This is a genomic window from Cupriavidus sp. 01L45, from assembly GCF_056399885.1.
This window is the reverse complement of sequence record NZ_JBFTSG010000054.1, coordinates 26,944-49,461: the sequence shown is the minus strand read 5'-3', so window position 1 is coordinate 49,461 and position 22,518 is coordinate 26,944. Positions and strand designations below refer to the sequence as shown.

The window sequence follows — 22,518 nt, the reverse complement described above, 5'->3', positions numbered from 1 at the left end:
GCGTTGCAACACTTCAGCCCCGTGGTTCGAGGGCTTCGAGAAGCGCCCGCTTCAGCATGACCCTGCCCAGCTGAAGCCGGTATGGGCCATCCGCAAAGTTGTCTTCCAGCGGGGTCACGTTGGCGAATGCCGCCTCGACGATGGCGTCGGCCTTATCCCTAATGTCGGTGAAGTTGCCTTCCAGCAATGTCTCCGCCGCCGTTGCGCGGAATGCCGTGTCGGCGACGCCGGTGATACCGATCCGCCCCCAGGCGTAGCTATCGTTGACCACGCCGATCGCGACCGCTGCAGCGGCCACCGCGTAACCTGACGAAGGATGCCTGAACTTGCGGTATGCGACCCGCGTTGCGGCCGGCAATAACACATGGATACGCGTCAGGACTTCGTCTGGCTGCACGACCGAAGACATGAAGTCGACAAAGAACTCATGCGCGGGGATGCGCCTCGTGCCTTGTGCGCCCGCTATCTCCATCTCGGCTCCGGCCGCAAGCACTACAGCCGGCCAGTCGGCCGAAGGGTCGGCGTGCACGAGCGCTCCGCCGATCGTCCCGCGGTTCCTGACCGTCGGATCGGCAATCACGCTCGCGGCGAGCGGAAACAGCGGTGCCAGCTGCTTAAGTTCCGAGCTCGCTTCCAGTTCGGCGTGCGTCGTCGCGCTGCCGATCGAGATGCCATCCTGATGTACCGCGATGCCACGGAGTTCAGGCAGGCGGCCGATATCGACCAGTAAGGCCGGCCTGGCCAGTCTCAGTTTCATCATCGGCAGCAGCGTATGGCCGCCGGCAAGGATCTTGGCGTCGGGGTTCTGCGCCAGCACGGAGATCGCCTGTTGCACACTGCCCACCCTGAGGTACTCGACTTCGTAGGGAATCATGTCGCACTCCGGCTCGTCTCGTGAATCGCACGCCAGATCTTTGGCGGCGTTAGGGGCATATCGAGATGGGATATGCCGAATGGCTTCAATGCATCGCATACCGCCGCGACGATCGCGGGCGGCGCCCCTACGCAACCGGCCTCACCGATCCCCTTCGCGCCCAGCGGGTTGGACGGCGCCGGAGAAACGTGGAAACCGGTGCGCATGCGAGGTATCTGCTCGATGCGCGGGAATCCATAGTCGAGCAGCGAACCCGAAAGCAGTTGCCCGGCCTCGTCATATTTGGCCTCTTCGAACAAGGCCTGGCCGATGCCTTGCGCGATCCCGCCGTGCATCTGGCCGTGGCAGAGCATGGGATTGATCATGACGCCAACGTCATCCACCGCCACATAGTCGAGAATCGTCACCGTGCCGGTCTCCGCATCGACCTCCACGACAACTGCATGGCAACCGTTCGGCGCTCCCAGGGCGGCCGGCTCATAGAAAACGCGTTCATCCAGGCCGGCTTCAACGTCCCTCGGCAGCTTGTGCGCAAGATATGCCATTCTTGCGACCCGCGCAAAGGGAATAACGGTGGGGTTGGCTGCGCTTGTGAACTGGCCATCCGCATAGTGAACCTCCTCTTCAGGAACCTCCAGCATGAGACCGGCAATCCGGCGTGCTTTTGCCAGGATTTTGCTCGCCGCCATATAGGCAGCGCTTCCCCCTACGGGCATTGACCGCGAATTGAAGGTGCCATGGCCCGCCAGCACGCGGTCGGTGTCGCCCTGAACGACATCGATATCGTCCATCGGCAGTTGCAGGACCTCCGCGACGATCTGCGCAAAGCTCGTGGCGTGGCCGTGGCCTTGCGGCATCGATCCGCTGAAAAGCGTGACCTTGCCATCGGAATRCACGCGGACATGCGCGCTCTCCCAGCCGCCCCGGTCGAAGCCGACCTTCTCCAGCATCGGCGAAATGCCCATTCCTACGAGCTCGAGATAGCAGATCACCCCGATGCCGATGTATTTACCCTGCTTACGCAGCGTCGCTTGCTCTTCCCGCCAACGCTGGTAGCCGATCAGCTTGGTCGCCTTGGTCAGGCAGGCCTCGTAGTCGCCGGAGTCCCATTTGCCGCGCGCGCCGTCGTGTGGCTGGTAAGGGAACTGATCCGCCCGCACCAGGTTGCGGCGTCGCAGTTCGACCGGATCGATGTCGAGTTCCCCGGCCACCGCATCCATCAGCCGCTCGATGATATAGGCGGCTTCCGGCCGTCCGGCGCCCCGATAAGCGTCGACCGGCGTGGTGTTGGTCGTCACCAGATGGACCTCCGTGTCGACCGACGATATCTGGTAGTTTCCCGTGATGTAGTTGGCCGTGTTGATGGTAGGGATGCCGGTCGCCATATTGGAGAGATAGGCGCCGAGATTGGCGAACGATCGCAACCTGATTCCCAGCACCTTGCCGTCCCTGGTGACAGGTGCTTCCACGTATTCCGTATGCGCACGGCCGTGCGTGGTCGCAACATGGTTCTCGCTGCGCGTCTCGGTCCAGCTGACCGGAAGGCCGAAGTGCCGGGATGCGAACGCCACCAGCACCTCTTCCGCATAGAAGTGCATTTTCGCGCCGAAGCCGCCGCCGATATCCGGCGCCACCAGCCGGATCCGGTGTTCCGGCCACCTGAGCGTTTCCGCCAGCCAACGCCGCGACATATGCGGGACCTGCGTGGGGACGATAAACGTCAGGCGCTCTTCAATGGGATCGAAGTTCGCACAAAGGGCCCGAGGCTCAAGGGGACTGGGTATCAGCCGCTGGTTGACCAGCCGGATCGACACGACCCGGTCAGCTTGCTTCACCGCCTCCTCGTAGTTGCCACCCTTTTGCCGGAAGACGCCAATGCGATTGCCGGGGACATTGTCGTGGAGCTGGGGCGCCGACGCAGTCAGCGCAGCTTCCGCGTCGACGACTGTCGGAAGCTCCTCGTAGTCGACCGTGACAAGCTCGGCGGCATCCGCCGCGATCTCGCGCGTCTGTGCCACCACCAACGCCACGGCCTCTCCGGCGTATCGCACGCGGTCGGCGGCAAGGGGAGGATGCGGCGGCACCTTCGAGTTGCCCACGACCCAGTTCGGCCGGATGTCGCCGACCTTGCCCCGGAGGTCGGCGTAGGTCAGTACGCCGATCACGCCAGGCAGTGCCCGCGCGTCCGCCGTATCGATGCCGCGTACGTTGGCGTGAGCAAAGGGCGACCTGACGAAGGCCGCGAAGACCATTCCCGGGAACTGATGGTCATCGGTGAACTTGCCCCGACCGCTCATCAACCGCTTGTCTTCACGGCGCCTGACGGACTTGCCGATGTACTTGGTCGCACTACCGTTCTGTGCTTCGCTCATCTCAATCCTCCTCACGGGAAGCGGACTGCAGCCTCGTCGCGGCGAGCAGCACTGCGTCGACAATGTTTTGGTACCCGGTGCAGCGGCACAGGTTGCCGTGCAGCGCTTCCCTGACTTCGTGTTCGGAAGGCGCTGCCTGATGTGCAAGGAGCGCGCGTGCCGCAAGCAGCATTCCCGGGGTACAGAATCCACACTGGAGACCATGCAGCTCGTTGAAGGCTTCCTTCAGGACGGTCGTCGTGTGATCGTTGTCCATCCCTTCGATAGTATGGAGCTCGCAGCCATCGGTCTGGGCAGCAAGTACGGTGCACGACTTCACGGTCGTTCCGTCGATCAGCACCGTGCAGGCGCCGCACTGCGAGGTGTCACAACCGATGTGGACGCCGGTCAGGCGTTTCTGGTCCCGCAGCAAATGCACCAGGAGCCGCCTCGGCTCGATCTCTGTTGTGCCGCTCACGCCATTGATAGTGTTCTCTATTTTCACTGTCGCCTCTGTGTCTCCGTTTGCCCCGCCGGCATCAGCGCCGGGCTTCACAGTCATAGTATTATGATTATCATACTATGGAAGAAAAAAAAGAGCTGATCTTCCCTGGCCGGCCGAGCCTAGTCAGGGGACGACGCAAGGGAGCTGCCCCCACCTTCCTCAAGACTCACCAGCTTTTCAAAGCGGGAAAAGAACTCCGCTAGGAACTTGTTCGCCACGGCGCCGACCAGGCGGGATCCGATCTGTGCCAGTTTCCCTCCCATCTGCGCTGCGGCAACGTAATGCAGGGCCGTGCCGCCTTCGACGACTTCCAGCCGGACGTCGGCGCCCAGCTTGCCGAAGCCCGCGATGCCACCACTGCCGCTGCCCTCGATGTGATAACCAATGCCCTCCCTGTGGTCGGAGAAGCGGGCCGTGCCCTTGAAACGCGCCTTGATCGGCCCGACAGCGGCGACGATTACCGCGTCATAGCCGCCGTCATCGCCCTGCAGGTATTGCTCGCATCCCGGCAAGCATTGCTGGAACGTAGCCGGATCATTCAACCGCTTCCAGACCTCTTCCCTGGACGCCTTGATGACTGTTTCACCAGTGAATTCCAATTTCTACCCCTCCGTTTTGTATCGCCCCTTTCGGCCCAACGTCAATATAGTCAGTGTCTATATCCTAGAGAGCGTGTTGGGGACCGTCAAGAGATGGGGAGGCAGGTAAACCCGAACAATGCTCACGAATTCTTGACGTTGCCAAGTTCGCCCGCCTACGATGTAGACAGTGGATACACTGAGCGGGCGCAAAGAGAATTTTGGACAAAGCGGCGCGGCAAGGTACCTGAAACGTTCATCGCTGCCGTCTGTTCGTTCGTTCCAATGAATGATGCACCGTTTAATGTATCCACCGTCTATATTTGACCTGGCAGACTGAGGGTGTCTGCATCCATCCACACCAAAGGAGAATCCATGTCTCGCGCAGTAATCGTTTCGTATGCCCGCACCCCGATCGGCAAAGCCAGCCGAGGCGCATTCAACATGACCCATGGGGCGACCATGGCAGGCCACGTCATCCACCATGCCGTCGAGCGCGCGGGAATCGACGGCGGGGAAGTCGAAGACATCATCTTTGGCTGCGGCCAACCCATCGCCGCCACCGGTGGCAACGTTGCCCGCGCAGGCGGCATCCGCGCTGGACTGCCCGTGTCCGTGAGCGGCACCACGCTGACTCGCTTCTGTGCGTCCGGCCTGCAGGCGGTCGCCTTTGCCGCGCAGCGCGTCTTGATCGACAAGGTGCCGGTGATGGTGGCGGGCGGCGTCGAGTCCATCAGCCTGTCGCAGCCGGTCACGCTCAAGGTCGCCCAGCAAGAGGCCTGGCTCGCACAGAATCGCCCCGATGTCTATCTACACATGATCGATACCGCGGAGATCCTAGCCAAGCGCTATGGCATGTCGCGAGAGCGCGCCGACGAGTTCTCGGTGCGTAGCCAGCAGTTGACCGTCGAAGCACAGAAGGCAGGCCGTTTCGCTGAAGAGATTGTTTCCCTCGCATCAATCAAGTCAGTGACAAACAAGGAGACCGGCGAGACCTCCATGGTGGATTTCCTGCTCGAGGCTGACGAAGGTGCCCGCGCCGACACCACGCTGGAAAAGCTGCGCGTGCTGCCCGCCGTGAAGGGCGAGGGTTACCAGGTCACGGCCGGAAATTCCAGCCAGTTGTCGGACGGCGCCGCGGCGCTGGTCGTGATGTCTGAGCGCGAAGCGGAACGGCGCGGCCTCGAACCCCTGGGGTATTTCGTGAGCCTGGCCACCGCGGGCGTCGAGCCGGACGAAATGGGTGTCGGCCCGGTCCGTGCGGTCCCGCGCCTGCTGGAGCGCAACGAGCTCTCCATCGACGACATCGACCTGTGGGAACTCAACGAGGCGTTCGGTTGCCAGGCGCTGTATTGCATCGACCAACTGGGCTTGCCGCTGGAGCGCGTCAACGTCAACGGCGGCGCCATCGCCATCGGTCATCCGTATGGCATGACTGGCGCACGCCAGGTCGGCCATATCCTGCTCGAAGGGCGTCGCCGCAAGGCCAAGTATGGCGTCGTGACCATGTGCGCAGCCGGCGGCATGGGCGCAGCCGGGCTCTTCGAGTTCATTCACTGAACGAACCCCAAAAAACAGGAGACACCAGATGAGCAATATCACCGAGTACGAAACCGTCTTCGTGGACCGGGACGGCCCCTGTGCCGTCGTCACCATGAATCGGCTGGAGAAGTACAACGCCCTCAACACAACACTTCGCACTGACCTATACGCGGCGCTGTCCTCGCTGATGGCCGACCGGACCGTTCGCGGCATCGTCCTCTGGGGCGGTACCAAGGCGTTCGTCGCCGGGGGCGACATTCCCGAGATGCTCGCACGCCGCCCGATCGAGGCCTTCGTCCCGACCAGCGGTGCGCCCGACCTGTGGGCGCTGATTCACCACAGCACCATCCCCGTGATCGCAGCCATTGCAGGACCGTGCTTTGGGGGCGGCCTGGAGCTGGCCATGGCGTGCGACCTGCGCGTGGCCGCGGACAATGCCCTGCTCGGCCAGACCGAAACGAACGTAGGCCTGATTCCGGGGCGTGGCGGCACCCAACGGCTGACCCGGCTGGTCGGGGCAACACGCGCCAAGGAAATGATCTTTACCGGCGAAATCATCAAGGCGGACGAGGCTTACCGCATCGGACTCGTCAACAAGGTGGTGCCCGCCAGCCAGGTGCTGGAGGAAGCGAAGACCTATGTGCAACGCATCGCCGAGAAATCGCCGCACTCCATTGCCATGGCCAAGCTGATGATCAACAACGGCCAGGACGCGAATCTCGAAACGGCGCTGATGCTGGAGCAGCTTGCCTTTGCCACGCTGTTCAGCACTGACGATATGCACGAAGGCGGCGAGGCGTTCCTGAACAAGCGCCGTCCAGTCTACCAGGGAACCTGACCATGACCCAGTTCAACACACGAATGCAGGCCAGCCCTGGTCAGGTCGATCCCTACCAGCCGCGTCTGCAAGTGACGTCGCTCGCCGATATCAGGCATTTCGAGCAGACGCCCCTTGCCGACCGTCAGCTGCCTCACAGCACCTACGAGTTGCTGCGCCTGGCGCGCGACCGTGCGCCGGAAGCTCCCGCCCTGCACTACTTCGCCTCCGGAGACGAGCTGGGCAAGGCAATCTCCATTACCCATGCGCAGCTGTTCGGGCGCATCACGCAGACCGCCAACCTGCTGCACTCGCTGGGCCTGGGCCCCGATGATGTCATCGGGGTGCTGATGCCGGTGACACCGGAGTCGCAGCACGCGCTCTGGGGCAGCGAGGCGACGGGCATTGCCTGCCCGGTCAACTGGATGCTGGAGCCGGAGATTATCGCGGCACTGCTGCGCAATGCTGGCGCTAAGGCGGTGATCGCCTATGGTCCCGACGCGGATATTGAGGCCTGGAACAAGGCCATGTTGGTGCGGCGCGATCTGCCCGACGTACGGCACTGGATCAAGGCCGGCGGGGGCACGGCGAGCGAGGAAGGGATTGTCGATCTCGACACCGAGATCTCCCGCTTCCAGGGCGATGCGCTCGACAGCAAGCGGGTCTTCTCGCCGCAGGATACCGCCTCGATGTTCCATACCGGTGGCACCACCGGCACGCCCAAGCTTGCGCTCCACACCCATGGCAACGAGGTGGCGATGGCCTGGGTAAGCGCGATGCAGATCGACGTCCAGCCAGACGACGTGCGCGTCTGCGGCGTGCCGATGTTCCATGTTACGGGCGTGCTCACCAATTGCCTGATGCCGCTCGCCCGTGGCGCATCGGTCGTGCTGCTGACGTCCAGCGGTTGGCGCGATCCTTCCGTCATCCGCAATCTCTGGCAGATCGTCGATCACTTCGGGGTCACCGCGCTGGGCATGGTGCCGAGCGTGGTGAACATGGCCCTGAACATTCCGATCGGCGACGCTGACATCAGCTCTCTCAAGGCGGCGAGCTGCGGTACGGCGCCGCTGTCGGTGGCCGTCGCCGAGGCGTTCGAGCAGAAGACCGGGGCGATGATCTTCGAAGGCTATGGTCTGACCGAAGGCACAGCGCTGAGCGCAACCAACCCGCGCTATGGCGAGCGGCGCATCGGCTCCATCGGCCTTCCCATGGCCTACCAGGAGATGAGGGTCGTCAAGGCTGCCGGTGGACGGATCCAGCGCGAGTGCGAACCGGGCGAGCCTGGCATTGTGGTGGTGCGCGGACCCAACATCTTCGCCGGCTACCTGAACCCGGAGCAGAACCAGAGCATCTGGTTCGAGGGCGGCTGGTTCAATACCGGTGACCTGGGCTATGTGGACGAGGATGGCTACTTCTGGCTGACCGGCCGGGCCAAGGACCTGATCATCCGCGGCGGCAACAATATCGATCCGCGCATGATCGAAGAAGCGTTGTATCGGCACCCCGAGGTATTCGATGCCGCCGCCGTCGGCCTGCCGGACGCGCATGCCGGCGAACTGCCGGTCGCGTATATCGCGCTCAAGCCGGGCAGCACCTTCCCGATCGGCCGCATCAAGCACTACGCCTATGAGGTGATCCCGGAGCGCGYCGCCGTGCCCAAGCAGTTCTACGTGGTCGATGCCGTCCCAAAGACTGCTGTCGGCAAGATCCAGAAGAACACACTGCGCACTGACGCGGTACTGCGAGCGCAGCGGCAGATGCTTGCCGAGGTCAAGGCGGACACACCAGTTCCGCTTGTCGATATCCGCATCGAGGATCGCGGGGACCAGGGCATCTTGTCCACGCTGGTGCTGCCCGCCACCCTGGGCCACGAAGAAAGGGAGGTCGCGGTAGCCACCATCGGCAAAGCGTTCACGACGCTGACGATCAAGTACGCGGTGGTGTACGAGTAGCCCATTCCTATAAAACAGGGCCTCGCCAGAGGCAGTGCGAGTGGCATGCCGGCAGCGCCTCGTGCCCGGCATGCCGGCTCGCCGAATCCATCAAGGAGACAACTATGACAATCCAGCTTTCGCGCCGGCGCCTGCTGCAGGCTGCCTGCGGCGCCGCGCCGGCGCTGCTTGCCCCATCCTGGCTGCGAGCGCAAGCGCCCTTTCCGAGCAAGCCGATTGTCGTCAAGGTCGCATTTCCCGCTGGAGGTCCGGCGGACGAATCGATTCGCGCAGCAGCCGTCGTGATGAAGCGGAGCCTGGGCCAGAGCGTCATTGCCGACAACCTTCCGGGCGCAAGCGGCTCGATCTGCGCGATGAACGTACTGCGCAGCGCCAGCGATGGCTACACGTTGCTGGGCACGACCGGCATTGACTTCCTGGTCGCGCCGCTCACCATTGCGTCGGCTAGGTATTCGCCGGAGAAGTTCAGGCTGGCGGGCTTAAGCGGGATCTCGGATTTCATCCTGGTCTCGAATCCCTCGTTGTCGTTCAAGAACGTCGACGAGGTCATTGTCTACGCGAAGAACCCGAAGAACCGTCCCCTGTCGCTGGCACACTGGGGCCCCGGCTCGGCGCCCCACCTGGTCGGCGCCGACTTCCAGGCCCGCACCGGCGTGCGCTTCCTGGAGGTGCCATACAAAGGCGCGGCGCCGGTCAGCAGCGACATCGCCGGTTCACAGGTAGACCTGACCTTCATTCCCATGGGGGGTCCGACTTACGGCATGATCAAGGCCGGCCGCTTCAAGCCGATCGGGGTCGCCAGCAAGGCCCGGCATCCGTCATTGCCCGATGTGCCCGCGCTGGCTGAAAACAAGGCCCTGGCCGATTTCGAATACAGCCAGTGGGCAGGCGTGCTGGCCGCGCCGGAGACAACAGACGCTGTGACGGCACGCGTGGTGGAGGCCATGAATGCTTGGGTGGCGAGCCCCGAGAACCGTACCCGCCGCACTGTCAACCTTCAGCGCGCGATTGAGCCAATGACCATGGCCCAGGCGCAAGCCTTCCTGAACAGCGAACACGCCAAACTGACCCGCATTGCCAAAAGCCTGAAGCTTGCGGGGCAATAAGGCCTAGTTGGGGCCTGGTTGGGGCCTGGTGGAGGCCCCGGTAGCAATGCGGTCAGCCAGCGGTGGCACGGCTACGCCGCATCGCCGCGGCGCAGGCTGGCAAAATCGGCGGGCCGCTTCCCAAGAAATGCAGCAATGCCTTCGGCGGCTTCGGCGCCGCCCTGGGCCACGGCCATCGCGATCCGTTCGGCTTCCAGCTGATCGTCGAGCGTGCGCTCATGGGCATGCCGGCACAGCGTCTTGATCGATGCCATGGCCTGCTGTGGCCCTTGCGCAAGCCTGTCCGCCAGCGCGATCGCCGCCGCGCCGGCCTGTCCCGCTTCAACCAGTTGGTTGACGACCCCGAAGTGCTGCAGTTGCTCCGCCGTGATGCGATCGCCGGTCAACGCCAGCTGCGTCAGCACCTGCCGCGACAGGCTTTGCGCCAGCAGGCCCGTAATGCCGCCATCCGGCGTCAGCCCCACCTTCACATAGGCAATCGAGAAGGCTGCGCTGGCGGATGCCACAAGCAGGTCGCAGGCCAATGCCAGCGAGAAGCCCGCACCCGCCGCGCCGCCTTCGACCGCTGCCACGATCGGCTTGGGAAAGTCGCGCAGCTTGCACACCACGTCGTGCAAGTGCCCCAGGCGCTCGATGCGCTCCTCATAGGTCAGTTCCCGCCGCTTGCTGATCAGTTCCAGGTCGCCGCCTGCACAGAAGTAGTTGTCGGCGCCAGTTAGTACGATCGCGCCAATCTCCGGATTTTCCGCAGCAGCGGCCAGCGCGGCGCGGATGTTGTCATAGAGATCGGCCGCGATGGCGTTGCGCTTGCCGGGATTGTTGATGGTGAGCACCAGCACGCGGCCTTCCGTGCGCTGCAGCAAAGAGGAAAATGTGGTCATGTCGTGAAGTCTGTCAGTGGAGAGAGGCCCGATCAGCCGGCAGTCTGTTGCGCAGCGCACTGACTCTCATAGACCTGCAGGTGGCAATAGGCGTGCGGCTCAACGGGAGTTCGCGCCCGCGATCGGCTGCACGAGCGATCAGATCGCCGACGATGGCCTCGGCTTTGATGCGTGCGGCGCCCTGGGCAATATCCCGCATCATCGAGGCCTCCCAGGTCGATGAACTGTCCAGCGGGCGGGTCGTACCAGAATGGTGACGTCCGCGCCCGCCTCGATCAGTCGCGCGCCGTAGTAGCCTCCCATGGCGCCGGCACCGAGTACCAATATCTTCATGGCGCCCCCGTCTACGCGTTACCGGCGGGACGGCACTGCACGACCAGATTGACGACGCCGGCCTGCACTGGTTCGTCATGCTGGTTGAAGGTTGTGATGCGCACCTTCACGATGCCTTGATCGGCACGCGACTTGGACGTCCGCACCTCCAGGATCTCGCTCTCGACATGCAACGCATCTCCAGGCCGCACCGGTTTGGGCCAACGCAGCTCCTCGAAGCCCGCCCCGATGATGCCGCCCGCGGGCCGGAGCTCGCCGTCGACCAGCAACCGCATGGTCAGCGCCGCCGTGTGCCAGCCACTCGCGGCCAAGCCGCGGAACAGCGTGTCGCGGGCGGCCGCTTCGTCAAGATGGAAAGGCTGCGGGTCGAACTCGGCAGCGAAGGATTTGATCCTGTCCAGCTCGACGGGCAGCCGCCCTGAACCGTATTTCTGGCCCGGCGCCAGATCCTCGATGTATTGGATGTTCATATTTGCTCCTCCAGATTTCTTTACTCTGCTTTCACGGACCAGCGCGCACCCGTTGCGAGGCGCCCAAAGGCGGATCGGGCCAGCGCCTCGAGCCCCAGCGCAATCCCTTGTCCGCCGCCGATGCACAGCGTGACGATGCCGCGCCGGATGTCATCCGCGCGCATGGCATGCAGCAGGCGCGTCGTCCCTTGGCCTGTGCCAGCGCGAGATTCCGCTGCAACGTTCGGCCCAGCGATCCTGCGCCTCGCGGCTGAGCGCATAGCGAGCGGCAAGATCCTCGGTATGCCAGCCCGAGTAATCGCCGGAGAATGCGTCGTGCAGTCCGTCGTACAGCATGCTGTCATGCAGCACTGAATCGCCCATGGGAGCCGTTGTAGGCGCCAACAGCGATCCGCACGGGCTGGCACAGCACGACATCTCTTGCATTCATCGCATTCTCCCTGGCAAAAACTTAGCATCCTGCGGGTCCCTCTCGCGCGGCCAACGCTGGCGGCCAGGCCGAGTTTGGTCACTTTCGCCGCCCGCGCGACTCGTTCTTGCGGACGCCGTCAAGTTACTTTCAACATGAAAGTATATACCGCCCAGACGCACTTGCAAGTTGCAATTTTCCCTTCTGTTCTTTCGTGTTCCTCTGGCGGGCAAGGCCCGCAACCTGCCATGCAACGTGGCTGCTTCGACGGCATGTTCCTGCTGCAGGCGGCCAAGGGCATCCGCCTGCCGTTCGCCGACGGCAAGACTCTCCGATCGCCGCCGCCGACGTGGGGGCTGCCGCCGCTGCTGTGCTGGCCAACCCAGAGCCGCATATCGGCAAGATCTACGAATTGACCGGCCCCCAGTCGCTGACGATGGCCGAGCTCGCGCAGGAGTTCCGCGTTGCTCTGGATCGCCGCCCGCGCTTGAGGACTAGCTGGCACACGACGCGCTTTCCTCTCTTGCCACGCCGTTCCGGGCTTCAATGGCTCTGATGCTGTTTGCAAAGGCTTTTCCCAAAACATGTCTGCCGATGCTTCCGAGCACGAGCCCCAGCACCCGTCCTTTGATGTTCTTGCCTTCCCGCACCACGACTGCGTCCAGCGCGGTCGTCCCGTCAGGCAGACGCGTGAACGTATAGGTATGGCCTGACCGGCCTCCCCATACGTTGGAGTCGATTGTCGTCATGACGACGCGATCGGGATTGGACCAGTTGTAATGCAGGCGTTCCCAGATGCCGCCCGAGCCCTCCGTGACGTCTGCCTCAGAGGGGCCTCGGTGATGCACCTTCAGGTATTCGTCGGTGCTGTTGCCAAAGAGCCTCGAGCGACCAGGCCCGAAGTCCGTAAGCCCGGCGACGAACCGCTCGGGCGTCGAAGTGGTCTTGTAGTGCAAGTGAATCGTCGGCATGGAAAGTTTCTTTGTTGGCTAGTGCTGGTCGTCCAAAGGAATACTTGGCGTGAAAACGGCCGCTTTACACCGAGATTCCCGCACGCAAGGGCCGGAAACCCGCGCGCAACTCCTCGGAGAAAGCCTTTGGCTGTTCCCATGCCGCGAAATGACCGCCCTTTTCGAGGCGGTTGTAGTGAATGAGCTTTGAATAGGCTCGCTCGGCCCAGCTTCGTGGCGCCGCATAGATTTCGTCTGGGAAGACGCTTACGGCGACCGGGATGGTGACGTGCTTGACATCGAAGAACGCCAGCTTGTTTTCCCAATAGAGTCGCGCTGAAGAGATGGCGGTTTTCGTCAGCCAGTACAGCGTAATGTTGTCGAGGATGTCGTCACGCGTGAGACCCTCAGCTTGACCATCGAACACCCGTGCAATGAGCGACAGACTGGCAGCATCGTGGTCAAGGATCCAGCCAGCCAGGCCGATTGGAGAGTCTTCGATGCCATAGAGCGTTTGCGGGCGGTTCGCCATCTCGATCGCGTACCCGAGGCCATGCTTGAAGAAGGTGTCCAACTGCCCGTATGCATGCTGCTCGTCCGCGGACAGGCCGGTGGGCGCGGGCTCACCATACTTGAGCGCCCTTGATACATCGGGGGGCACGGTCGCGGGCATATTGACGTGAATGCCGAGCAGCTCCGGCGGGGCGATCAGCGCCAACTGCTCCGACACGGCGTCGCCCCAGTCGCCGCCCTGCGCCACGAATTCCTTGTAGCCGAGGCGGCGCATCAGCACTGTCCATGCGTGTGCGATGCGCACCGGGTCCCAGCCGGTCGTCGTCGGCTTTCCGGAGAACCCGTAGCCGGGGATCGACGGAATCACGACGTCGAACGCATCGGCTGCCTGGCCGCCATGGGCGGTCGGATCCGTAAGCGGGCCGATTACCTTCAACTGCTCGATCACCGATCCGGGCCAACCGTGGGTGATGATGACGGGCAGCGCGTTGGCGTGTTTCGACCGTACGTGGATGAAGTGGATGTCTACGCCATCGATGGTGGTCATGAATTGCGGCAAGGCATTCAGCCGGGCTTCAACTTTGCGCCAGTCGTGCTGGGTCGCCCAGTAGCGGGCGAGTTGCTGCATGGTCGCCAATCTAACGCCCTGCGATTCATCCGTGACGGTTTCGCGCGTGGGCCAGCGTGTTGCGGCGATTCGTCGGCGCAGACCCACCAGCGCCTCTTGCGGAACGGATACGCGGTATGGGCGGATGGCATCTGTGGCACCGACCGTCCCAGCGGACGCCTGTGCGGCCGATGCCTCGCTGGCAAGCACGGCCAGGCCGATGCCATAGCCTGCTGCCGCGGCGGAGACGCCAAGAAAATCGCGACGGGTCAGCCGTTTCGCTTCCGGGACGGGGTTATCAAACGTTTTCATTCAGAATCCATCATCTCGTGTCAAATTTCCGTCGCTCCCGGGCGCCCCTATGCGGCAGAGCCGGGTTTTCAGCTAGGGACTGATTGCGCCGTTGACCCCTTCTGGCCTCGCGCTTGCCATGTCGTACATGACGTATATGGTCGTAATTCATGCCATGACGTGGAATGCGCAGAGCATGTCCTGGACGGGCAGCCAACACTCCTGTGTTTGCGTTGGCTTCACCACCGCGGCGCGATGCCTGCCAACTGGGCGACCCCTCGGCCAAAGGAGAAGTTTTCATTCGGCACCGGAATCAGTGCAATGAAGATGTCGTCCGGAGAGATCTCCGCGGCGTCACCGAGTTGGCGGCAGATTTCCGCCATCAGTGCAGCCTTGTCGCTAGCCGGCCGGTGCGCGCCGAGTTGGACCTCGATGATCATCGCGTCGGCCGAGCGCTCCATCTCCATAAAGGTTGGATCGATGAACAATTCGTCGTCGCCGTGCTCGCTGACCACAATGAACCGATCTCCAGCGGGAATGCCCAGCGCGACGACCAGCGAACGATTCAGTGCATTGCCAATTGCGATCTTCTGCTCGCGTGAAAACCGGCCTTTCGGGATGTGTGCGTGAAATACAGGCATGGGATATCTCCAGTGCTCAAGGGGATGATCGATGTATTGCGCCATCGTTCGGCCGGCAGCCCCGAGGCGAATCACGCACGTGCGCGATGGGCGTGCGCGATTCGCCTGGGCGACGCCAGGCGGGGCTGGTCGTCGACCGAACTGTGCGTGCCGTCAGAGGTTCATCCTGAACCAGTTGACGGCCTCGCGCGAGGCGCTCGGAAGCTCCGCAAGGTAGGGATCGAAGTGGCCGCCCTTGAGCATGACCATCCGCTTCGGTTCCGGTGCCAGTTCGTACGCCTTGAGCGCCAGGTCGGTGACGGCGATGTGGTCGCGTTCGGCGACCAGCATCAGCAGCGGGGTCGGGGATACGCGATCGATGAAGTCTCCTGGCGAATACATGCGTGCCCAGCACGTTGAGCGCAGCGTGATCCTGTTTTCCCAGACACCGTCCGGCACCGGGCGAAGGTAGAAGCTCACGGCATCCGCTGCCCTGTAGGCGGCCGGCCTGGTGGAATCGTTGCTGACGATCTGCTGCATCGCCGGCGGTTCGCCATTGAGTTGTGCCCGCTCGTCGGCCGCGAACCTGGCCTCGAGATCGGCGACGGCCTCCGGCGGAATCCGCCGCAGACCCGCGGCATGGCCGTCGATGGTGGGCGCTTGCGCCACCACCACCTTCAGACGCCGGTCCGTCGCGCCCAGCACGATGGCATGCCCGCCGGCAAAGCTCGTGCCCCAGATGCCGATGCGGTTCTCGTCGACTTCCGGCCGCGCTTGCAGATAGGAGATTGCGCGGCGCCAATCAGCGATCTGTTGCCAGGGATTGATGTCTTGCCTTGGCGCGCCGCCACTGTCTCCAAAGTTGCGGTGATCGTGTAGCAGTACGACAAAGCCGGCCTTTGCGAAGGCCTCGGCAAACGACTCGATGCCATGGTATTTCGTACCCGCGAAGCCGTGCGCCATGGTGATGGCCGGCAGCGGCGCGGTGTGGTGCTCCGGCACAAACAGCCATGCCGACAGGTCGATACCACCCTCGACGGGGAAACGTACGTCTTGCTTCTGAAACATCAATGCGCTCCTGCTTGTCATTCGCCAAGTTCGCCCAGCATCCGGGCGAGGTCCAGTTCCGCCTCGCGGGTCTGGAAGCCGCGCGCCATGGCGGCTTCCATTCGGCGTTGCGCTGGCAGGGACCGCACGTTCTCCCCGAAGAGATCAGAATCGCGGCGAAAATCTTCGACGGAAGCCAGCGCGATGGCATTGACGCGCTCCTTGACCATCACGTGCCCGGCCGCCGGAAAACGTGCAATGCGCCGCGCCAGCGATGCGACGAAGTCGCCGAGCGACTCGGCGGGCAGCGCCCGGTTGATCCATCCATACCGTTCCGCAGTGTCCGCATCGTAGTCCAACGCGCTCAGCATCACTTCGAGCGCCCGGCCGCGGCCCATCAGGCGGGTGAGGGATTGGGCCGCACCGCCGCCAGGAATCAATCCGAACGCGGCTTCCATCTGGCTGAACACCGCGGTTTCCCGCGCAGCAAAGCGCATGTCGCACGCCAGCACGAATTCGCTGCCCGCGCCGCGCACACGCCCTTCGATCTGTGCGATGGAGACAAGCCGACTGGAGCTGAGGTGGCGGAACAGCAACGCGATCGATGGCTCACCGGTCAGCTTTGCGGCTTCCTCGCGATACTCCTTAACCTTCGTCACATCGACGTGGGAGATGAAATAGCCGGGGTCGGCACTGCTGAATACGAGCACCTTGGTGCCGTCATCGGCTTCGGCGTCCCGGATCAGGGTGACCAGGTCGCGTACGAGCCCGGGTCCGAGCAGATTCATGGGCGGCGCGGATATTTCCACGAACAGAACCGCTCCGTCGCGGTTCACCTTCAGCGTATCGAACGTCATGGTTGGCTCCTGATGGGCAAGACCGGTAACAGTCCATGGAACATGTGGTCGCGCGCCCGATACGTTGACGCAAAGGATGCAAAGGCGCGGCCGGATAGACAGAGAATCTAGGCCTCTCCGGGTCCATTGAGTAGCCGGTAGAATTGGGAATTACCCTTTCATCGGTGGAAGGCCATGGATCGACTCGAGGCGATGGTCATTTTGTTGGCGGCGATAGACACCGGAAGCCTTTCCGCCGCAAGTCGAAAACTTCGCATTCCTTTGGCGACCGTGAGCCGACGCGTGTCGGAGTTGGAGGCACACCTGAATGTGCGGTTACTCGTGCGCGGTACCCGCAAGCTGACACCGACGGAAGCCGGGCGCGCCTATGTGACGTCATGCCGGCGCGTTCTGGAGGAGATCGCGGAAATCGAACGTACGGCGTCGGGCGAATATCATGCGCCGCAGGGCGAACTCGTGATCAGCGTGCCTCCGGTGATGGGCCGCATTCACGTCATGCCGATAATCGTTGACTTTCTGCGTGCGTTTCCGCAAGTCCGCATGCGGGTGCAATTGACGGACCGGATCGTCAATCTGCTGGACGAGCGGGTGGATCTGGTGCTGCGAATTGGAGAGCAACCGAGCAGCAGCTTGATCGGCACGCGTATCGGCCTGCTTCGGGAAGTGGTATGCGCTAGCCCCGCCTACCTGAAGCAGCGTGGGGCACCCGGAAGGCCTGAAGATCTTCTGTCTCACGACTGCGTGACATACGAAGGGTATGCGGTTGGCAGCAACTGGGAATTTCTCTCGAAAGGCCGGCCACTGAAGATCGAGGTGCCGTCCCGGCTTGTGGTGAACTCGGTGGAGGCTGCCGTCGTTGCCGCGGTGGAGGCCGCCGGCATTGCACGGGTAGCGTCGTACCAGATTGAAGAACTGGTGAAATCCGGCAGCCTCGAGATGCTGCTGGAAGCCTTCGAGCCGTTACCGGCGCCGGTCAATCTGATATACGCGGGCCAGGGCCAGATACCGCTCAAGCTTCGGGCATTCATCGATTTTGCGGTGCCGAGATTGAAGGAACGGCTTGGCCTGGCGCGGGCTGCGGGTCCACGGACGCCACAGCCGCGCCGCAGGCGTGCGTCGACGCCGTGAAGACCATCACACCTCCGCCCGGTCACTGTGACGTTCGAAGACGTGAGGACCATGACACGGGAACGGTATCGGGCGTCTCATCGCCGGCGTTCTCCAAAATCCGTCTGGCGTTTTCTGAGCGAACGGGTGACCGTGCGCCCATTGCATCTCTTCCCCTCAACGTGACAAAGCCCCTCAAGCCGATGCACGCGCACCAACATTGCTGGCAGCGCAAGCGCTTGCCAGAGCGCTTCTTGAGCGGGTTGTCGCCAAACGGATGTCCCTGAACTCGGCGATGGAGCCGATCTCCTTGCCTACCCAGTTGCGCAGTTCAGTAGCGAAGAATCATTTCATGCGCCGCCCCCACACGCTTAGCACGTCGTGGATACAGCCCATTGTGGTGAAGCCAACGGCACACTGATTGGCGGTGCGTACTGCGCCCGAAACCTGACTCGTCCGTCGCTGCCGCGTCCTACCTAGCGGCTTCGGTGCTGTCATCGCAACAACCGACTATGTGCGAGCGCTCGCCGAACTGAGCCGTGCTTATGTACCTCGTATCTTGGTGACGCACGACATTGACGAATTCGATGCCGCTCCGCTTTGCCAATCTTGCGACGAAAGGCAATGGGGCGTCTAATGCCCGAAGGAAGTCTGGGAGGCCCCATGGCGCGCTGCACAATTTGCGGGTTCGAGAATGCCGTTGGAGCCAATTTTTGCGAGCAGTGCGGCGCCCGGCTGACAAGCGTCTGCCGGCACTGTGGGCACACACTAAGTCCGACGGCACGCTTCTGCACCGCATGCGGAATGCCCGTCAGCGACGCAACACAAGCATCGTCTTCCGCCCCCGTTCATTACACACCGCTCCACCTGGCCGAGCGCATCCGAGCCGAACAAGCCGCTCTGGAAGCGCGCGGAGCGACTGCCGGTGAGCGCAAGACTATCACCGTTCTGTTTGCCGATATGGCCGGCTCGACCGCTTTGATCCACGACCGTGACCCGGAGGAGGCCCACCTCCTTATCACCCCCGTCATCGAGATGATGATGGAGGCCGTGCATTATTACGAGGGCTATGTGGCCAAGTCGCTGGGCGATGGGATCCTGGCACTATTCGGCGCGCCTATTGCCCATGAGGACCATCCCCAGCGGGCGTTGTACGCGGCGCTGCGCATGCAGGACACGATGAGGAAGCACAGCGACCGGCTTCGGCTGGAACAAGGCCTCTCGCTGCAGATCCGCGTAGGCATACACACGGGCGAAGTGGTCGTGCGTTCGATTCGCAAGGACGACCTGCACGCCGACTATGACCCGGTGGGGCACACGATCCACATCGCCTCCCGGATGGAGACGATGGCCGCGCCCTCATCTATTTTCGTCAGCGAATCTACCTACAAGCTCGCGGAGGGATACTTCGAGTTCAAGGCGCTCGGCGCCACCCAGGTCAAGGGCATCCCCGAGCCGCTGCAAGTCTACGAGGTGCTGGCTCTCGGTGCGCTACGCACGCGCTTGCAAGTAGCGGCGCACCGCGGATTGGCACGCTTCGTGGGCCGAGAGACCGAACTGGAGACGCTACGCCGGGCGCTGGAGCAGTCCACGGCTGGATATGGGCAGATCGTCGCCGTGGCGGGTGAGGCAGGGATCGGCAAGTCGCGGCTCTTCCACGAGTTCAAGGCACGGTCCCAGCATGGCCGCCTGGTGCTGGAGACTTTCTCGGTATCGCACGGCAAAGCCTTTGCCTATTTGCCGCTCATCGAACTCTTGAGGAACTATTTTCAGATCATCGACCAAGCCGACGAGCGGCGGTGCCGCGAAAAGGTAACGGGCAAGGTGCTCACGCTGGAGCGCAGCCTGGAAGAACTCCTGCCCTATCTGCTTCACTTGCTTGGTATCAGCGAACCCGGCTCGGTGCTGGCTGACATGGGCCCTAGCCTAAGGCGTGAGCGCACATTCGAGGCAATTTCACGTTTGTTGGTGCACGAAAGCCGCAATCAACCGGTCGACGTCCTGTTCGAAGATTTACAATGGCTGGATAGCGAGACTGAAGCGTTTCTCGCCTACCTCATCGAACGGACGGCGGACGTCCGGATCCTCGTTCTCTTGAACTACCGGCCCGAGTATCGGTTCGCTTGGGGGCACAAGGACAATTGCACTGAGGTGCGGCTCGCCCCCTTGGGCCTGTCCGACGCGCAAGGCTTGCTCAGCGTCCTGTTGGGCGATGACCCCGTACTCGGGTCACTCAAACAGCTAATTCTGGAAAAGACCGAGGGCAATCCCTTCTTCATAGAGGAGGTCGTCCAGACGCTGGCCGAGGAAAAAGCGCTGCTCGGCGAACGCGGCCATTACAGCATCGAAAAGACACCCGCCACGCTGCATATTCCGACCACGGTACAAGGCGTGCTCGCGGCGCGCATGGATCGGCTGCCGATCGCAGAAAAGGAACTGCTGCAAACGCTGGCAATCCTCGGCAAGGAGTTTCCTTTGAGCCTGGTCCGGCAAGTTTCGGGACAAAGGGAAGAGCGCCTGTATCCTTTGCTGGCCAGCTTGCAAGCGGGAGAGTTCATCTACGGGCGCCCAGCCTTTCCAGAGGTGGGGTATGCGTTCAAACACGCCCTCACCCAGGAAGTCGCAAGCAACTCCCTGCTTTCCGAAGAGCGCAGTGCGCTACATGAACGCACAGGTAGAGCCATCGAGGCCCTTTTCCATCAGCAATTGAAAGACCATTTCAGCGAGCTGGCACACCATTACAGCTTGGGCGGCAATGCTCCCAAGGCGGTGGAGTACTTGCACTGCGCCGGGCAACAGGCTGTCGAGCGTTCCGCTAATCTAGATGCCATCCGTCACATTGGTGCGGCTTTGGATCTGCTCCATAACCTGCCCGACACCCCAGAACGCGCGCGCCAGGAACTGACATTGCGCGTCACCTTTGGCCAAGCCTTGATTGCTGCCAGAGGTTATGCAGCAGCTGAGGTGGAGACAAACTATACTCGGGCGCTAGCTTTGTGTGAAAAATGCGGAGAAGCCCCGCAGCTCTTTCAGGTGAAGTTGGGATTGCGCATGTTCTTCTTGCTTCGCGCACAGCATCAGACGGCGTATGAACTGGGTGAGGGACTACTCAGCCTGGCTGAGAACACGCAAGAGCCGGTGTTACTCGGACAAGCGCATATCGCACTGGGAGGAGCCTCACTCTTTCTTGGCAAGTTTCCCATGGCCCGAGCTCACTTGGAGCAGGGGCTGGCGCACTATAAGACTGAACAGCATCCCACCCACGCCGGACTTTATGGACAGGATCCCGGCGTTCGTGGACTGAGCTTTTTGGCATGGACCCTTTGGTATCTGGGCTTTCCAGTTCAGGCCAGCGAACGAAGTCAGGAGGCGCTGGCGCTGGCCCGGAAGCTTTGTCATCCTTTTAGCCTGGCGCTCGGCCTCGTCTATGCAGCCGAGCTGCATCAGTACCGGCATGAGGTGCAACTGACGCGAGAGTGTGCTGAAGCCGCTATCGCCCTTTCGGCCGAACAGGGCTTTCCGTTCTGGCTCGCATGGGGAGCAGTCCTGCGGGGATGGGCGCTAGCCGAGCAAGGAAACAGTGACGAGGGCATCGCTCAGATGCGCCAAGGGCTGGCCGATTACCAAACGACGGGTGCCGAGTTCGGCCTGCCTTATATCCTTGCCTTGTTGGCTCAAACCTATGGGAAGGCGGGGAAATTCCAGACGGGGTTGGACGCGTTGGCCGCCGCGCTGGCCATGACGAGCAACACTGGGGAGCGCTATTATGAATCGGAGTTGCATCGGCTCAAGGGCGAACTGCTTCTCCAACGCTCGAACGCGCAGCCCCACGTGTTAACGGATCGTGAGGCAGCGGAGGCATGTTTTCATCACGCGATCGATATCGCTCGCCAGCAAAATGCGAAATCGCTTGAACTACGTGCCGCGCTAAGCCTCGCGCGGCTATGGCAACGCGAGGGGAAGATGGAACTTGCACGACAGACACTGGCCGGGCTGCATGAGTCCTTCACCGAAGGATTCGACACTGATGATTGGCCGCAGGTCAACGACCTGCTGAATGCCCTGTTCAGCGGTTGATTCGAAGACCCCCGCCCTCCATGTCGCGCACACAAATATCTGCTTCGTGCTGAAAGTGCTCCCAGCGATCCTGGACTTGATGTTGCGGTGATCCTGCTCGATCAAGTTGTTCAAGTACTTCGACGATCGCAACATCGCGTGCCCGGGGCAGCAACTCGTCCGTCTTCATTTCGCGCACCGCGCGGTGAGATGCCGCGTAGCCGTCCAGCGTGATTGTCTTCGGAGCGAGCCCTTGACTCTTGATCGCCTTCGCGAAGAAGGCCTTGGCTGCAGCGACATCGCGCTTGGCGCTGAGCCGGAAGTCGACCGTCTTTCCCGCTCGATCAACTGCACGGTAAAGATAGATACTATGGAAGGGCTGGCCCAAGTAAGCCCATTTGCCACGGCTTTTCACATACGTCTCGTCGACTCGCCATGAACGACCCGCGGATCTCCCAAACCGATCCCAGCGCTTCACGAACTCCGGCGTGAAGCGTTTGACCCAGCGCGTGATCGTCGTGTGCGAAAGCGACAGGCCGCGCTCGGTCATTATTCCAACGAGGTCTCGAAGGCTGAGCTTCTAACGCAGGTCAAAAACCCGAGCGTAACCCACCGGCCCCTCCGATTTGCACCGGAGCCGCATTTAGGA

Annotated in this window: 18 protein-coding genes and 3 pseudogenes; 7 read left to right on the top strand and 14 right to left on the bottom strand. The window is 62.4% G+C overall.

Annotated elements, in window-relative coordinates; all coding sequences use genetic code 11:
- Positions 1-13: 13 nt before the first annotated feature.
- The 4 genes from AC1DT6_RS30425 to AC1DT6_RS30410 form a co-directional block, all read right to left on the bottom strand.
- Positions 14-874, bottom strand: a complete 861-nt coding sequence (locus AC1DT6_RS30425) for an FAD binding domain-containing protein (protein ID WP_441629666.1) — start codon at positions 872-874, stop codon at positions 14-16.
- Positions 871-3,246 carry a xanthine dehydrogenase family protein molybdopterin-binding subunit gene (locus tag AC1DT6_RS30420; RefSeq protein ID WP_477115173.1) on the bottom strand — a complete coding sequence of 792 codons (2,376 nt, stop codon included), beginning with the start codon at positions 3,244-3,246 and terminating at the stop codon, positions 871-873. Before AC1DT6_RS30420 ends, AC1DT6_RS30425 begins: the two co-directional genes overlap by 4 nt.
- A 1-nt stretch (position 3,247) precedes the next feature.
- On the bottom strand, positions 3,248-3,787 hold the full coding sequence (locus AC1DT6_RS30415) for a 2Fe-2S iron-sulfur cluster-binding protein (RefSeq protein ID WP_441629664.1): 540 nt from the start codon (positions 3,785-3,787) through the stop codon (positions 3,248-3,250).
- 62 nt (positions 3,788-3,849) lie between these two features.
- Complete coding sequence (locus AC1DT6_RS30410; RefSeq protein WP_441629663.1) at positions 3,850-4,329, bottom strand: SRPBCC family protein; 480 nt, start codon at positions 4,327-4,329, stop codon at positions 3,850-3,852.
- A gap of 354 nt (positions 4,330-4,683) precedes the next feature.
- Here AC1DT6_RS30410 and AC1DT6_RS30405 point away from each other — a divergent pair, with 354 nt between their 5' ends.
- The 4 genes from AC1DT6_RS30405 to AC1DT6_RS30390 all read left to right on the top strand — a co-directional run bounded on the left by AC1DT6_RS30405 (position 4,684) and on the right by AC1DT6_RS30390 (position 9,728).
- A complete protein-coding gene (locus tag AC1DT6_RS30405; protein WP_441629662.1) occupies positions 4,684-5,868 on the top strand; it encodes an acetyl-CoA C-acyltransferase in 1,185 nt (394 codons plus the stop codon).
- A gap of 28 nt (positions 5,869-5,896) precedes the next feature.
- Positions 5,897-6,688 carry an enoyl-CoA hydratase/isomerase family protein gene (locus tag AC1DT6_RS30400; protein WP_441629661.1) on the top strand — a complete coding sequence of 264 codons (792 nt, stop codon included), beginning with the start codon at positions 5,897-5,899 and terminating at the stop codon, positions 6,686-6,688.
- Positions 6,689-6,690: 2 nt separating this feature from the next.
- A complete protein-coding gene (locus AC1DT6_RS30395; protein WP_477115172.1) occupies positions 6,691-8,622 on the top strand; it encodes an acyl-CoA synthetase in 1,932 nt (643 codons plus the stop codon).
- A 104-nt stretch (positions 8,623-8,726) separates the two neighbouring features.
- Positions 8,727-9,728 (top strand): Bug family tripartite tricarboxylate transporter substrate binding protein, encoded by a 1,002-nt coding sequence (locus AC1DT6_RS30390; protein WP_477111837.1) that lies wholly within the window; start codon positions 8,727-8,729, stop codon positions 9,726-9,728.
- Positions 9,729-9,799: 71 nt separating this feature from the next.
- Here the strand turns inward: AC1DT6_RS30390 and AC1DT6_RS30385 are convergent, their stop codons facing one another.
- From AC1DT6_RS30385 to AC1DT6_RS30370, 4 genes and pseudogenes are all read right to left on the bottom strand, one after another.
- On the bottom strand, positions 9,800-10,609 hold the full coding sequence (locus tag AC1DT6_RS30385) for an oxepin-CoA hydrolase, alternative type (RefSeq protein ID WP_441629658.1): 810 nt from the start codon (positions 10,607-10,609) through the stop codon (positions 9,800-9,802).
- A gap of 231 nt (positions 10,610-10,840) precedes the next feature.
- Positions 10,841-10,942: pseudogene (locus AC1DT6_RS30380) on the bottom strand (2-dehydropantoate 2-reductase N-terminal domain-containing protein); the annotation flags it as partial.
- 11 nt (positions 10,943-10,953) lie between these two features.
- Complete coding sequence (locus AC1DT6_RS30375) at positions 10,954-11,412, bottom strand: MaoC family dehydratase (protein ID WP_441629657.1); 459 nt, start codon at positions 11,410-11,412, stop codon at positions 10,954-10,956.
- A 181-nt stretch (positions 11,413-11,593) separates the two neighbouring features.
- A pseudogene (locus AC1DT6_RS30370) lies at positions 11,594-11,775 on the bottom strand (thiolase family protein); the annotation flags it as partial.
- Positions 11,776-12,069: 294 nt separating this feature from the next.
- Between AC1DT6_RS30370 and AC1DT6_RS30365 the strand changes: the two are divergent.
- Positions 12,070-12,237, top strand: a complete 168-nt coding sequence (locus tag AC1DT6_RS30365) for a hypothetical protein (protein WP_441629656.1) — start codon at positions 12,070-12,072, stop codon at positions 12,235-12,237.
- Positions 12,238-12,315: 78 nt separating this feature from the next.
- On the opposite strand, the gene AC1DT6_RS30360 is transcribed toward AC1DT6_RS30365, so the two are convergent.
- From AC1DT6_RS30360 to AC1DT6_RS30340, 5 genes are all read right to left on the bottom strand, one after another.
- A complete protein-coding gene (locus AC1DT6_RS30360; protein WP_441629655.1) occupies positions 12,316-12,792 on the bottom strand; it encodes a hypothetical protein in 477 nt (158 codons plus the stop codon).
- A 64-nt stretch (positions 12,793-12,856) separates the two neighbouring features.
- Positions 12,857-14,203: an epoxide hydrolase family protein gene (locus AC1DT6_RS30355; protein ID WP_441629654.1), complete on the bottom strand. Its 1,347-nt coding sequence runs from the start codon at positions 14,201-14,203 to the stop codon at positions 12,857-12,859.
- Positions 14,204-14,421: 218 nt separating this feature from the next.
- Entirely contained in the window at positions 14,422-14,823 is a 402-nt protein-coding gene (locus tag AC1DT6_RS30350) for a tautomerase family protein (RefSeq protein ID WP_441629653.1), read from the bottom strand.
- A 153-nt stretch (positions 14,824-14,976) separates the two neighbouring features.
- A complete protein-coding gene (locus tag AC1DT6_RS30345; protein WP_441629652.1) occupies positions 14,977-15,870 on the bottom strand; it encodes an alpha/beta hydrolase in 894 nt (297 codons plus the stop codon).
- 17 nt (positions 15,871-15,887) lie between these two features.
- Entirely contained in the window at positions 15,888-16,706 is an 819-nt protein-coding gene (locus tag AC1DT6_RS30340) for an enoyl-CoA hydratase/isomerase family protein (RefSeq protein WP_441629651.1), read from the bottom strand.
- A 174-nt stretch (positions 16,707-16,880) separates the two neighbouring features.
- Here AC1DT6_RS30340 and AC1DT6_RS30335 point away from each other — a divergent pair, with 174 nt between their 5' ends.
- A complete protein-coding gene (locus tag AC1DT6_RS30335) occupies positions 16,881-17,834 on the top strand; it encodes a LysR family transcriptional regulator (RefSeq protein ID WP_441629650.1) in 954 nt (317 codons plus the stop codon).
- A gap of 642 nt (positions 17,835-18,476) precedes the next feature.
- Complete coding sequence (locus AC1DT6_RS30330) at positions 18,477-21,890, top strand: adenylate/guanylate cyclase domain-containing protein (protein ID WP_441629649.1); 3,414 nt, start codon at positions 18,477-18,479, stop codon at positions 21,888-21,890.
- A 66-nt stretch (positions 21,891-21,956) separates the two neighbouring features.
- Here the strand turns inward: AC1DT6_RS30330 and AC1DT6_RS30325 are convergent.
- Positions 21,957-22,449, bottom strand: a pseudogene (locus AC1DT6_RS30325) (IS6 family transposase); the annotation flags it as partial.
- Positions 22,450-22,518 lie beyond the last annotated feature (69 nt).

Bases quoted from the DNA above. Each gene is read 5' to 3' on its own strand.
- AC1DT6_RS30425 (WP_441629666.1), bottom strand. From the start codon at position 874: ATGATTCCCTACGAAGTCGAGTACCTCAGGGTGGGCAGTGTGCAACAG.
- AC1DT6_RS30415 (WP_441629664.1), bottom strand. From the start codon at position 3,787: ATGACTGTGAAGCCCGGCGCTGATGCCGGCGGGGCAAACGGAGACACA.
- AC1DT6_RS30405 (WP_441629662.1), top strand. From the start codon at position 4,684: ATGTCTCGCGCAGTAATCGTTTCGTATGCCCGCACCCCGATCGGCAAA.
- AC1DT6_RS30400 (WP_441629661.1), top strand. From the start codon at position 5,897: ATGAGCAATATCACCGAGTACGAAACCGTCTTCGTGGACCGGGACGGC.
- AC1DT6_RS30390 (WP_477111837.1), top strand. From the start codon at position 8,727: ATGACAATCCAGCTTTCGCGCCGGCGCCTGCTGCAGGCTGCCTGCGGC.
- AC1DT6_RS30385 (WP_441629658.1), bottom strand. From the start codon at position 10,609: ATGACCACATTTTCCTCTTTGCTGCAGCGCACGGAAGGCCGCGTGCTG.
- AC1DT6_RS30375 (WP_441629657.1), bottom strand. From the start codon at position 11,412: ATGAACATCCAATACATCGAGGATCTGGCGCCGGGCCAGAAATACGGT.
- AC1DT6_RS30365 (WP_441629656.1), top strand. From the start codon at position 12,070: ATGCAACGTGGCTGCTTCGACGGCATGTTCCTGCTGCAGGCGGCCAAG.
- AC1DT6_RS30360 (WP_441629655.1), bottom strand. From the start codon at position 12,792: ATGCCGACGATTCACTTGCACTACAAGACCACTTCGACGCCCGAGCGG.
- AC1DT6_RS30355 (WP_441629654.1), bottom strand. From the start codon at position 14,203: ATGAAAACGTTTGATAACCCCGTCCCGGAAGCGAAACGGCTGACCCGT.
- AC1DT6_RS30350 (WP_441629653.1), bottom strand. From the start codon at position 14,823: ATGCCTGTATTTCACGCACACATCCCGAAAGGCCGGTTTTCACGCGAG.
- AC1DT6_RS30345 (WP_441629652.1), bottom strand. From the start codon at position 15,870: ATGTTTCAGAAGCAAGACGTACGTTTCCCCGTCGAGGGTGGTATCGAC.
- AC1DT6_RS30340 (WP_441629651.1), bottom strand. From the start codon at position 16,706: ATGACGTTCGATACGCTGAAGGTGAACCGCGACGGAGCGGTTCTGTTC.
- AC1DT6_RS30335 (WP_441629650.1), top strand. From the start codon at position 16,881: ATGGATCGACTCGAGGCGATGGTCATTTTGTTGGCGGCGATAGACACC.
- AC1DT6_RS30330 (WP_441629649.1), top strand. From the start codon at position 18,477: ATGGCGCGCTGCACAATTTGCGGGTTCGAGAATGCCGTTGGAGCCAAT.